The organism is Acidiphilium sp. JA12-A1, from assembly GCF_000724705.2.
Classification (GTDB): Bacteria; Pseudomonadota; Alphaproteobacteria; order Acetobacterales; family Acetobacteraceae; genus Acidiphilium; species Acidiphilium multivorum.
In genome coordinates this window covers 41,637-51,927 of record NZ_JFHO01000047.1, presented here as the reverse complement: position 1 = coordinate 51,927, position 10,291 = coordinate 41,637, and the positions used below count along the sequence as shown (strand labels likewise).

Genomic DNA, 10,291 nt, shown 5'->3' with positions numbered 1-10,291 from the left:
ACCTTCGGCTGAGGCTTGGGTTTCTGGACGGCAAGATGGGCCTTGTGGACCACCTTCGTGTCCGCCGGCGCCGCCACCTTGCCCTTGTGGAGCGCCTGCTGCGGCGCCGCGTTGCCAACCAGCGTGACATCGACTGCCTCGGAAGGCGGGGCGTTCAGCTTCTCCGTCGGCAGGACGGCGACGAGCAGGAGAATGATCGCCAGATGAGCGATTCCCGAGACGATCGCACCGCGCCGAAGCTCAGGTTCCATGGGTCGATCCCGTCTCAATCCATCCGCCTGCCGGTGATCCCGTTCCGGCTGGCTCAGCGTTTCGTGGCCGTCGGCTGCTGGGCGAGCAGCGCGACCTTGGTGAACCCGCCATTGGTGATCGTGGCCATCACCTTCAGCATCGTGCCGTAGGGCACTGCCGTGTCTCCACGCACGAAGATGCGGCGGTCGGTGTTGTGCTTGGCGATCTGTTGCAGCGTCGAAACCAGATTGTCGAGCTGGACCGACGAGTTCTGCAGATACACCGAGCCATCAGCCTTCACCGAGATGGTGATCGGCGTCGCGTCGGTATTGACCGGCTTCGCGTTGGCGTGCGGCAAATTGACGGTGACGCCGGAGGTGATGAGCGGCGCCGTGATCATGAAGATGATCAGCAAGACGAGCATCACGTCGACGAGGGGGGTGACGTTGATTTCCGCCATGGGCCGGTAACGACCGCGCCTTCCGCCGGATTTCCGATCGAGCAGACCGCCGGCCATGGTCAGGTGCGCTCCTCGGCCTGGCGGGAGAGGATCGCGCTGAACTCGGCGCCGAAGGCCTCGAGGCGCGCGGCCAGGCGGGCAAGATCGGTCGACAGCTTGTTGTAGGCAAGCACGGCCGGAATGGCCGCGACGAGGCCGATCGCGGTGGCGAACAGCGCTTCGGCGATGCCGGGCGCGACAACGGCGAGATTGGTGTTGTGCATCGCCGCGATCGCCGAGAACGAGTGCATGATGCCCCAGACCGTGCCGAACAGGCCGACGAACGGGGCCACCGCGCCGATCGAGGCCAGAAACACCATGTAGCGTTCAAGGCGTTCCATTTCCCGCATCGTCGTGACGCCCATCGCCCGGTCGATCCGTTCGGCGACGCTGGAGCGCACCACGTCGGCGCCCGCGATCCGGCTGGAACGGCGCCATTCGCCCATGGCGGCGCCGAAAACGGCCGCCATCGGATGGCCCGGTTCCGCGCCTTCCTGGTCGTAAAGCTCATCCAGGCTGCGGCCGGACCAGAACTTGTCCTCGAACGCGTTGGCCTCGCGGTTGACGCGGCGGATGCTGAGCGACTTCTCGATGATGATCGCCCACACCCAGACGCTGGCCGCAAGCAGCAGCACGATGACGACCTGCACCACGAAACCCGCATGCAGGAACATGCCCAGCAGCGAGAGGTTGGTGCCAGGCGCCGCGAGCCCGGCAGTATTCACAGCCTGATCCACGTTCAGTCCCCTTCCACGGCCGCCAGGCCGTCTTCTGTTTTGCCGCCCGCGACAGCGTCATCGTGCATCCGCACGAGGGCGGCGCGCATCTCCGCCGGCAGGCGCGCCGCTCTCCCGCTCGCCCGATCGACGCAGGCGAGCTGCAGCCTGATTCGCACCAGCGTAATGGCGTCGCGCCGGATCGTCTGGTCCAGCGCGACACGCGCGGCGGCAACCTGCCGCACACGGGTCACGACGGTGATCAGATCATCGAGTCGCGCGGGCCGCTCATAGTCGATTTCCGCGCGGTGCACTACGAACATCCGGTCGTGGACATCTACCATTTCCGCGTGTGGCATCCCCAGCGAACGCAGGGCTTCCGACCGCGCCCGCTCGGCGTAACGCAGATAATTGGCGTGATAGACGATGCCGCCCGCATCGGTATCCTCGAAATAGATTCGCACGTCGAGCCGGTGCTCGCCGCCGCGAAGCGCATTTTCCAGCATGTTCGAGACGTCGTTCATGGGTCGAACGGCAGATCCGACTGGCCGGGAGCAGCGGTGGGCGGCAGCAGGCCGAGATGCGCCCAGGCCTCGCGCCCGAGCATTCGACCGCGCGGGGTGCGGATCACGAACCCCTCCTGGATGAGAAAGGGCTCGATCACGTCTTCGAGCGTGTCGCGCGGTTCGGACAGTGCCGCGGCCAGGGTCTCGATACCGACCGGCCCGCCATTGTGGTGCTCGGCGATGCGGCGGAGATAGCGCCGGTCCATCGCATCGAGCCCGCGCTGATCGACGTCGAGCCGCGTCAGCGCCGCGTCGGCCGCCGCGCGGTCGACCCTCGCCGTGCCCGCGACGGCGGCGAAGTCACGCACCCGCCGCGTCAGCCGGCCGGCGATCCGCGGTGTCCCGCGCGAGCGGCGGGCGATTTCCGCCGCGCCATCCGCCGTGATGTCCATCTCCAGCAGCGTGGCGGCGCGGGTGACGATCAGGGTCAGTTCCTCCGGCGTGTAGAAGACGAGCCGGAGCGGAATGCCGAACCGGTCGCGCAACGGATTGGCGAGCAGGCCGGAACGCGTGGTCGCGCCGATCAGCGTGAACCGCGGCAGGTCGATCCGCACCGATCGCGCCCCGGGCCCCTCGCCGATGATCAGGTCGAGCACGAAATCCTCCATCGCGGGATAGAGAACCTCCTCGATCGAGGGCTGCAGGCGATGAATCTCGTCGATGAACAGAACGTCCCTCGGTTGCAGGTTGGTCAGGATGGCCGCCAGATCGCCCGATTTCTGGATGATCGGCCCCGAGGTCGCCCGGAAACCAACCCCCATCTCGCGCGCGATGATCTGCGCCAGCGTGGTCTTGCCCAGCCCCGGCGGGCCGTGCAGCAGCACATGGTCGAGCGATTCGCCCCGGCCGCGCGCCGCGGCGATGAATATCGCAAGATTTTCTCGGCTTGCTTTCTGCCCCGTGAATTCCGCGAGAGTTTGCGGCCGCAGGGCGGCTTCCGGCCCGTCCTCGGCATCGCGCGCGCCGGAGAGCAGCGCCCGGTCTTCCGCGCCGCTCATCGGGCGAGCCGCCGCAGCCCGCCGCGGATCAGCTCATCCAGCGCCGCGTCCTCGCCGGCCTCCGCCTGCACCGCGGAAAGGGCCGCCTCTGCTTCGGCACGGCGGTAGCCGAGATTGACCAGGGCCGAAAGCGCGTCGGCCAGCTTCCCCTGCGGCGGAGCGACGGGCGGGGCCGTTCCGGTCGGGATGAAGGCCGAGCCGGTCGGCATTGCGGCAATCCGCTCGCGCAGCTCGGAAATCAGCCTTGCGGCAAGCTTTGGGCCGACGCCGGGCGCACGGGTGATCGCCCCCCGGTCGCTCGCGGCGATGGCGCTGGCGAGCTGGTCCGGCGGCAGCGCCGAAAGCAGGTTGAGCGCCACTTTCGCGCCCACGCCCTGAATGGTGGTGAGCAGGCGGAACCAGTCGCGCTCGGCGGCATCGATGAAGCCGAACAGGGTGATCGCATCCTCGCGGACCTGGGTTTCGACGAGCAGCGTCGCGCGCGCCGGCGGCGCCGGCAAGGCGGCCAGGCTGCGCGCGGAGCAGAACACCACGTAGCCGACGCCGCTCACATCGATCAGGCAGCGCCCGTCCTCGATCTGCTCGGCCGTGCCGCAGAGCCGCCCGATCATGCCGCCGGCACCCGGCTGGCGGTGGCGAGATGATGCGCATGGCAGATGGCGACGGCGAGTGCATCCGCCGCATCGGCGCGGGTGATCGCCGCCCCCGGCAGCAGGCGGCGCACCATGAGGGCGACCTGGTCCTTTTCCGCGGCCCCGGTGCCGACCACGGCGCGCTTCACCGTCTTGGCGCCGTATTCGGCGACCGCGATTCCCGCCCGCGCCGGGGCGAGCAGGGCGACGCCGCGGGCATAGCCGAGCTTGAGCGTCGCGGTCGCGTTGCGGTTGACATAGGTTTCCTCGACCGCCGCATGGTCGGGCGCATAGGTCGCGAGCAGCCGGGCGAGGGCGGCGTCGAGCGTATGCAGCCGCTCCGCCACCGCCGCCGCGCCGTCGGTCGCGATCACCCCGTCGGCGACATGCCGCAGCCGGTTGCCATCGGCGTCGATGATGCCGAAGCCGGTGAAGCGAAGGCCGGGATCGATCCCGATGATGCGCGCGCGAATCGGCATGCTCACGGACTATAAAGGATTCCGCGCCCCCCGTCCGGTCAGGCGGACAGTGCCTGCATCACGTCGTCGGGAATCTCGAAATTGGCGTAGACGCTCTGCACGTCGTCGCTCTCCTCGAGCGCGTCGATCAGCTTCATCACGCTGCGGGCGGCCTCCTCGTCGAGCGGCGTGGTGGTGGTCGGCCGCCAGTCGAGCTTCGCGGCTTCGGGCTCGCCGAATTTCTGCTCCATCGCGTCGCGCACGGCGAAGAAGTTTTCCACCGCGCAGATGATCTCGTGGCCCTCGTCGGTGCTCTGCACGTCGTCCGCCCCGGCCTCGATCGCGGCTTCGAGCATGTCGTCCGCGCTGGCGGCCGCGGTCGGATAGCGGATCAGGCCGATCCGGTCGAACATGAAGGCGACGGAATTGGTCTCGCCCAGCGCGCCGCCATGTTTCGAGAAGGCCGCCCGCACGTCGGAGGCCGTGCGGTTGCGGTTGTCGGTCAGCGCCTCGACGATGATCGCGATCCCGGACGGGCCGTAACCCTCGTAGCGCACCTCCACGTAATCGTCACCGCCGGCGCCGCCCGCCGCCTTCTTGATCGCCCGCTCGATCGTGTCGCGCGGCATGTTCGCCTGGCGGGCGGCGGCGCAGGCCGCGCGCAGCCGCGGGTTCGCTGCCGGGTCGGGCAGGCCGGTCTTGGCCGAGACGGTGATCTCGCGGATCAGCTTGGCGAACTGCCTGGCGCGCCGCGCATCCTGCGCGCCCTTGCGGTGCATGATGTTCTTGAATTGCGAATGTCCGGCCATCAGAAAATCCATGATTCATCGCCGGTGCGCGCCCGCGCGCGTCCCGGAAGTTTGGTCGCGGCCGGCGATACCATGTCCGGCCCGAATTTGATATGCCCCATCGGCGACCCGTTTTTGCGGTCATGATCGGGGGATGGATGGAGAGTGCGTCGCTGGGGCTGGCGCATCGCGCATGACGGCTGCTGCCCGCCGAGACGCGCCGCCGCGCGATGACGCGGGTGGCGGGCCTCATCGCCGGCCGGCCGGATCGCCTGCCGCCGGCGGCGAGCGAGGGCATCGTGGTGGCCGGCGATATCGACGGGGCGAACGGCCTCGCCGAGACCAGCCGGATCATGGACACGGTGTTCCGTCAGATCGGCGTGGGGCGCGGCACGCTCCAGCTCGGCCTGCCCAGCGTCACCCCCGCGCCGGGCGCGCTGCCGCCCGCCGATGCCGCGATGCTCGCGGTGGTGAACGCGCCGATCCTGCCCGTCGGCCTCGCCCGCTGGCCGCGCGCGCTGATGCGGGGCCGCCGGGTCATCGGTCTCTTCGTGTGGGAACTGCCGGCGGTGCCGGCCGCCTGGCACGTGGGGGCGAAATTCGTCCACGAGATCTGGGCGCCGTCCGCCTTCTGCGCCGAGGCGTTCGAGCCCCTGGCGCCGGGCCGCGTGCGCGTCGTGCCCTATCCGCTCGCCGCCCTGCCACCGCGCCCGGTCGAGGGCGGACGCGCCGATTTCGGCCTGCCCGACGGCGCGCTGGTGGTGCTGGTCGTGTTCAATCTCGCGTCCAGCCGCGTGCGCAAGAACCCCGAGGGCGCCATCCGCGCCTTCCGCGCCGCCTTCGGCGACCGCCGCGACCGGATGCTGGTGCTCAAACTGTCCGGCACCTCGCTGTATCCCGAGGACCTCGCGGAGATCCGGGCGATGGTCGCGGATGCGCCGAACATCCGGGTGATCGACGAGACCATTCCCGAGCCCGCCCTGCGCGGCCTCATCGCGGCGAGCGACATCGTGATGTCGCTGCATCGCGCCGAGGGGTTCGGCCTCATCCCGGCCACCGCGATGCTGCTCGGCCGCCCGGTGGTGACCACCGGCTGGTCCGGCAACATGAGCTTCATGGACGCGGACAGCGCTGGCCTTGTGAAATACGATCTGGTGCCGGTGAACGACCCGCGCGGCACTTACCGGCTGGAGGGCAGCCGCTGGGCGGAGCCGGACGCCGGGCATGCGGCGGCGCTGCTCCGGCAACTGGCCGACGATCCCTCCGCGCGGGCCGCACTCGCCGCGCGCGGGCGCGAGACCGCGATGCGCGCGCTGGGAGACGCGCCGGTGCGCGACGCGCTCGCCGCCTCCGGCATCCGATGAGGATTCTCACCTGGCAATGGGGACGGCGCGGCGCCGGGCCGCGCTTCGCCGCCCTGCTCCATGCGGCACTCGGCCGCCTGCCGGCGACCGAATCGGTGCTGTCGCTCTCGGCCGAGGCGGAAATCCTCGGCGCGGCGGATGCGCCGGACTGCGCCTGGCGCTACCCGACCTATTCGAGCGCCGCCGGCGCGCTGGCGCGGCTACTCACCCTGCCCCTCGCCGGGCGCCGCGTTCGGGCGGAACTCGACCGTCTCGCACCGGATGTGGCGCTCTGCGCCATGCCCGCGGTGCTCGACCGGCTGATGGTCGCCAATCTGCGCGTGCCTTACGGGATCATCGTGCACGACGCGGTCTCGCACCCCGGCGAAAGCCTGAGCTTCCGGCTGGTGGATCAGGCGCGGCTGCTGCGCGGCGCGGCGCTGCTGGCCACGCTCAGCCAGGCGGTGACCGACGAGTTGCACAATGCCGGCGCGGTCCGCCCCGGCCAGCGGGTTCTCACCCTCACGCATCCGCCGATGCCGGTGGGCGACGGCGCGATGCCGGCCCCGCCCTTCGCCCATGGCGGCCGGCCGCGGCTGCTGATGTTCGGCCGGCTGCTGCCCTACAAGGGGCTCGACCTGCTGTGCCAGGCGATGGCGGATCTCGGCCCCGATCCCGGGTTCATTCTCAAGGTGGCGGGCGATGGCCCGGATTCCGCCGAACTCGGTCGCCTCGGCGCGATGCCGCATGTCGTGGTCGACCGGCGCTGGATTCCCGAGGCCGAACTGGCGCAACTGATCGGCGATTCGGATGCGCTGGTGCTGCCCTACCGGCAGGCGAGCCAGTCCGGCGTGGCGGCGGCGGCGCTCGCCCTGGGCCGCCAGGTGATCGCCACCGATGTCGGCGGCCTTGCCGAGCAACTGCGCGACGCGCCGCAGGCGATCCTCTGTCCGCCGGATGCCGGCGCGCTGGCCGATGCCCTTCGGCGCTGGCGCGACCGGCGCTTCACGCCGGGGCCGACGCCCGCCGCCGATCCGATGGCGGCATGGACGGCGATGGCGGCTCAGTTGCGCGCCGGGCTGGGCGCGATTTCGGGCGCGGCCTGAACCGGCTTCACCGACCAGACCAGCATTGCGGCGCCGGCCAGCATCACCGCCACCATCACGAACGGCGCGCCCGGAAACCGCCACGGCAGGACGCCGCTGAACGCCTCGAACACGGCAGCCCCGGTCAGCGGCGCGACGATTGCCGTCAGCCCCTCGATGGAGGAGAGCGCGCCGTTCATCCGCCCCTGCTGGTCCGCCGGTGCTGCGCGCGAGAGCATGCTGCGGATCGCCGGATTGGCGATCGAGCCCAGCGCCATCAGCCCCACCCCGGCGAACAGCCACGAAGCGGTCGGCGCAACGCCGAAGATCATGTAGGCGGCCGCGTTGCAGGCGAAGCCGACAAAGGCGGCGCCGCGTTCGCCAAGCAGTGTCACGGCCCGGCGGACCAGACCGAACTGCACGAGCGTCGACGCGATGCCGGTGCATGCGAAGAAGATGCCGTTCTCGCGCGGCCCCCAGCCGAAGCGCAACGAGGCATAGAGTACAAAAACCGCCTGGATCGCCCCGAGGCCGAACCATCGCACGCTCCACGCCGCGGCGAGGCGCCAGAGGCGCGGCACGGTGGTGAGCAGCCGCATGGCGCCGAGCGGTGTCGCTTCCCGCAGGCGAAACGGCCGCCGCCGCTCCGGCGGCAGCGATTCGGGCAGGACGAAAATACCGTAGACCACGTTCACCGCGACCAGCCCGGCCGAGACCAGAAAGGGCAACCGCAGATCGATCGCGCCGAGAAACCCGCCGATCACCGGCCCGGTGGTGAAGCCGAGCCCGAACGCGGCGCCGATCAGGCCGAAACGCTGGGCGCGCCGTTCCGGCGGGGTGATGTCGGCGATATACGCGCTGGCGGCCGAGACGTTGCCGGCCGTCGCACCGGCGATCAGCCGGCCGACGAACAGCCAGAGCAGGTTGGGCGCGAAGGCGAGGAGCAGATAGTTCGCCGCACTCCCGGCGAGGGAAACGAGAATGAGGCGGCGGCGGCCGAACCGGTCGCTCAGCTGGCCGAGCACCGGGGCGGCGAAGAACTGCGTCGCCGCGAAGGTCATGCTCAGCACGCCGACCCAGAGGGCCGCGTGCGAGGCGGGTGTTGCGGACAGCTTCTCGACGAGATCGGGCAGAATCGGCGCGATGAGGCCGAAACCGATCGAATCGATGACGAGAACCGCGAAAATGAACCCCATGGTGAGATCGATCCATCCCGTTCAGCAGAGGGCGGGTAGACTGATTCGAACCGGAAGGGGAAGTCTGGCTCCCGGAGTAGGACTCGAACCTACGACCGAGCGGTTAACAGCCGCTTGCTCTACCAGCTGAGCTATCCGGGAACCGTGAAGCGCCTCATAGCCAAGCCCGTGGAGAATGGCAACAGGGTCTGTTCATATCGGCCCTGCCCGATCGACGGGCCGGCCGCCGGCGAGAGGTGGCGATGAAGAAGAGACGGAGAAAAAAGGTGGTGGCCCTCCCCGGACTCGAACCGGGATGCCCGCAAGGGCGCGCGATTTTCGTACCACTTCGGCTTTCGCCGCCCCATGCGGGTTCGTGGTCTGGACTGTCCCTTCACCATACCCCGGCTTTCGCCGGAGGTTTAGGTGCCGCCCGTCCAGTCTCTACACCTTCCCGTTTCCGGGCTTGGCTCGGGATTAGCAGTGAAGCCTTCCCCGACTTTGAGCGGTTCTACGCCGGGCATTTCCACCCGGGCACCCAATTTACGATGAGTCGCGTTCGTCTACCATTCCGACAGAGGGCCAACGGACAAAGTGTATACTCAACAGCATGCGCTCTGCAAAGGGCCGGATGCCGGAGCGTCCGGTCATGCCGGCTGGCGCGCAGGTCCGGGCGGTATCGGGCCGCAGGTTTCGCGAGGACGTCACACAAGGCGGATGGACAAACCGGGGCGGACGGAGCTAGGCTCTGGGCGAACAACTTGTATAGATATCTATTTATGAGAGATGCCTGATATGTCCCGCGCCGCATGGCTTGGCGTCCTCGCCCGGGCGACATGTGCTGAACTGGCGGCCTGCCTCGCCGCCGTGCCGCCTTTGGCCGGCTTCGTGAGGCTGCGCGGCCCGGAAATCGGCATGTCGATGGTGCGCGGGCGGATCGGCGGCGGCGGCCCCCCATTCAATCTCGGAGAGATGACGATCGCCCGTTGCAGCATCCGCGACGAGGCGGGCCGCATCGGCCACGGCTACGCGGCGGGGCGTGACCGCGATCTCGTCGAACTGATCGCCAGGCTGGACGCGGTATTGCAGGACGAGGCGCTTCATCCGCTCTACCATGAAGCGGTCGTCGTGCCGCTGGCGGCGGCGCAGACTGCGCGCCGGGCGGCGGCCGAGGCCCGCGCCGCGGCGACGGAAGTGCGCTTCTTCACCCTCTCGACGATGCGGGGCGATCTGCCATGACCCGCCTTGAGCCCGGATTCGCATCGCCTCTGGCGGCACAGGCCTGTTTTCGCGCCCTGCTCACCGCGTTTGGCGCCCCGGGCCGGATCGTTGCGCTGCCCCACGTGGTTGAACCGCCCGCCGGGCTTTCGCCGGCCGCCGCCGCCGTTCTTCTGACCCTCGCCGATCCCGCGACGGGCGTCGCCCTGCCGGCACAAGCCGCCGCGCGGGACTGGCTGGCGTTCCACACCGGCGCGCCGCTCGCCGCGCCGGCGGATGCCGCATTCTGCGTCGCCGCCGCGCGGCCGGCCCTCGCGTCTTTGCGACAAGGCAGCGACGAGGTTCCGGAAGATGGCGCAACCCTGATCCTCGATGTTCCGGCCCTCGATGCCGGCCGCCGCTGCCGGCTGGCCGGGCCGGGCCTGGCGGCGCCGGTGACGGTGCCGCTGCCGGTGGATGGCGCCTTCGTGGCCGAATGGCGGGCGCAGATGCGCCGCGCGCCTTGCGGCATCGACGTCCTGCTCTGCGCCGGCCACCGCGTGATTGCCCTGCCGCGCAGCCTGTCCATCGAGGAGGCCTGAC

Annotated in this window: 12 protein-coding genes, 1 tRNA gene and 1 pseudogene; 4 read left to right on the top strand and 10 right to left on the bottom strand. The window is 69.8% G+C overall.

The annotated features are described in order from the left end of the window. From RT91_RS09565 to RT91_RS09530, 8 genes and pseudogenes are all read right to left on the bottom strand, one after another. Window positions 1-251, bottom strand: a pseudogene (locus tag RT91_RS09565) (hypothetical protein); the annotation flags it as partial. A gap of 53 nt (window positions 252-304) precedes the next feature. Beyond that, window positions 305-748 carry a protein TolR gene (tolR, locus tag RT91_RS09560; protein WP_007423682.1) on the bottom strand — a complete coding sequence of 148 codons (444 nt, stop codon included), beginning with the start codon at window positions 746-748 and terminating at the stop codon, window positions 305-307. A gap of 2 nt (window positions 749-750) precedes the next feature. Further along, window positions 751-1,467: a protein TolQ gene (gene tolQ / locus RT91_RS09555; protein ID WP_007423683.1), complete on the bottom strand. Its 717-nt coding sequence runs from the start codon at window positions 1,465-1,467 to the stop codon at window positions 751-753. Window positions 1,468-1,469: 2 nt separating this feature from the next. Next, window positions 1,470-1,970 (bottom strand): tol-pal system-associated acyl-CoA thioesterase, encoded by a 501-nt coding sequence (ybgC, locus tag RT91_RS09550; protein ID WP_035187028.1) that lies wholly within the window; start codon window positions 1,968-1,970, stop codon window positions 1,470-1,472. Beyond that, entirely contained in the window at window positions 1,967-3,010 is a 1,044-nt protein-coding gene (ruvB, locus tag RT91_RS09545) for a Holliday junction branch migration DNA helicase RuvB (protein ID WP_012040398.1), read from the bottom strand. Before ruvB ends, ybgC begins: the two co-directional genes overlap by 4 nt. Then, window positions 3,007-3,621: a Holliday junction branch migration protein RuvA gene (gene ruvA / locus RT91_RS09540; protein WP_012040399.1), complete on the bottom strand. Its 615-nt coding sequence runs from the start codon at window positions 3,619-3,621 to the stop codon at window positions 3,007-3,009. The genes ruvB and ruvA overlap by 4 nt, the downstream gene beginning before the upstream one ends. Beyond that, a complete protein-coding gene (gene ruvC, locus RT91_RS09535; protein ID WP_035187026.1) occupies window positions 3,618-4,121 on the bottom strand; it encodes a crossover junction endodeoxyribonuclease RuvC in 504 nt (167 codons plus the stop codon). The genes ruvA and ruvC overlap by 4 nt, the downstream gene beginning before the upstream one ends. 38 nt (window positions 4,122-4,159) lie before the next feature. Next, window positions 4,160-4,909 carry a YebC/PmpR family DNA-binding transcriptional regulator gene (locus tag RT91_RS09530; RefSeq protein ID WP_035187039.1) on the bottom strand — a complete coding sequence of 250 codons (750 nt, stop codon included), beginning with the start codon at window positions 4,907-4,909 and terminating at the stop codon, window positions 4,160-4,162. A 209-nt stretch (window positions 4,910-5,118) separates the two neighbouring features. Here RT91_RS09530 and RT91_RS09525 point away from each other — a divergent pair, with 209 nt between their 5' ends. Next, window positions 5,119-6,252 (top strand): glycosyltransferase, encoded by a 1,134-nt coding sequence (locus RT91_RS09525; RefSeq protein WP_240314250.1) that lies wholly within the window; start codon window positions 5,119-5,121, stop codon window positions 6,250-6,252. After that, complete coding sequence (locus RT91_RS09520; protein ID WP_035187024.1) at window positions 6,249-7,337, top strand: glycosyltransferase family 4 protein; 1,089 nt, start codon at window positions 6,249-6,251, stop codon at window positions 7,335-7,337. Before RT91_RS09525 ends, RT91_RS09520 begins: the two co-directional genes overlap by 4 nt. Here the strand turns inward: RT91_RS09520 and RT91_RS09515 are convergent. Further along, the gene (locus RT91_RS09515) at window positions 7,295-8,512 is read right to left on the bottom strand and encodes a TCR/Tet family MFS transporter (RefSeq protein WP_007421764.1); all 1,218 of its coding nucleotides are present in this window, start codon (window positions 8,510-8,512) and stop codon (window positions 7,295-7,297) included. The genes RT91_RS09520 and RT91_RS09515 overlap by 43 nt on opposite strands. A 65-nt stretch (window positions 8,513-8,577) precedes the next feature. Beyond that, window positions 8,578-8,653: transfer RNA gene (locus RT91_RS09510), tRNA-Asn, on the bottom strand. Window positions 8,654-9,286: 633 nt separating this feature from the next. Between RT91_RS09510 and phnG the strand changes: the two genes are divergently transcribed. Beyond that, complete coding sequence (gene phnG / locus RT91_RS09505; RefSeq protein ID WP_007421763.1) at window positions 9,287-9,730, top strand: phosphonate C-P lyase system protein PhnG; 444 nt, start codon at window positions 9,287-9,289, stop codon at window positions 9,728-9,730. Next, window positions 9,727-10,290, top strand: a complete 564-nt coding sequence (gene phnH, locus RT91_RS09500) for a phosphonate C-P lyase system protein PhnH (RefSeq protein WP_035187022.1) — start codon at window positions 9,727-9,729, stop codon at window positions 10,288-10,290. The genes phnG and phnH overlap by 4 nt, the downstream gene beginning before the upstream one ends. Window position 10,291: the final 1 nt, after the last annotated feature.

Coding starts and splice junctions, on each gene's coding strand:
- ruvB (WP_012040398.1), bottom strand. CDS start 3,010: ATGAGCGGCGCGGAAGACCGGGCGCTGCTCTCCGGCGCGCGCGATGCC.
- ruvA (WP_012040399.1), bottom strand. CDS start 3,621: ATGATCGGGCGGCTCTGCGGCACGGCCGAGCAGATCGAGGACGGGCGC.
- phnH (WP_035187022.1), top strand. CDS start 9,727: ATGACCCGCCTTGAGCCCGGATTCGCATCGCCTCTGGCGGCACAGGCC.
- RT91_RS09530 (WP_035187039.1), bottom strand. CDS start 4,909: ATGGCCGGACATTCGCAATTCAAGAACATCATGCACCGCAAGGGCGCG.
- ruvC (WP_035187026.1), bottom strand. CDS start 4,121: ATGCCGATTCGCGCGCGCATCATCGGGATCGATCCCGGCCTTCGCTTC.
- RT91_RS09525 (WP_240314250.1), top strand. CDS start 5,119: ATGACGCGGGTGGCGGGCCTCATCGCCGGCCGGCCGGATCGCCTGCCG.
- RT91_RS09520 (WP_035187024.1), top strand. CDS start 6,249: ATGAGGATTCTCACCTGGCAATGGGGACGGCGCGGCGCCGGGCCGCGC.
- ybgC (WP_035187028.1), bottom strand. CDS start 1,970: ATGAACGACGTCTCGAACATGCTGGAAAATGCGCTTCGCGGCGGCGAG.
- tolR (WP_007423682.1), bottom strand. CDS start 748: ATGGCCGGCGGTCTGCTCGATCGGAAATCCGGCGGAAGGCGCGGTCGT.
- RT91_RS09515 (WP_007421764.1), bottom strand. CDS start 8,512: ATGGGGTTCATTTTCGCGGTTCTCGTCATCGATTCGATCGGTTTCGGC.
- phnG (WP_007421763.1), top strand. CDS start 9,287: ATGTCCCGCGCCGCATGGCTTGGCGTCCTCGCCCGGGCGACATGTGCT.